The 219-nt window shown below is 52.1% G+C and carries 1 pseudogene; it reads right to left on the bottom strand.

From position 1 onward, the window contains the following. Positions 1-12 precede the first annotated feature (12 nt). Positions 13-219: pseudogene (locus tag LJE08_RS14740) on the bottom strand (hypothetical protein); the annotation flags it as partial.

Genomic DNA, 219 nt, shown 5'->3' with positions numbered 1-219 from the left:
AACGATTGATACCTATTGACCTGGCTTGATGCCGGAAACCTTCAGTGCCTTGTACATTGTAACGCCGGCACAGGTCAGAGAAGTTGCCTCAACTGGGTCCAGGCCTTCTGGTACTTTAACTGCATAGTCAGCAGGAACGATGCATTGTTGAGCCATAGCGCCATCAGCAGTGTAGCCGGCGTTCAAAACGTTGCGGCAAAGCGTTTCACGACCCGTCAG

Source organism: Holdemanella sp. DFI.5.55 (assembly GCF_020593575.1).
In the GTDB taxonomy this organism is placed as follows: domain Bacteria; phylum Bacillota_I; class Bacilli_A; order Erysipelotrichales; family Erysipelotrichaceae; genus Holdemanella; species Holdemanella hominis.
The sequence above is the reverse complement of the archived record's forward strand: the minus strand, read 5'-3'. Positions and strand labels throughout refer to the sequence as shown.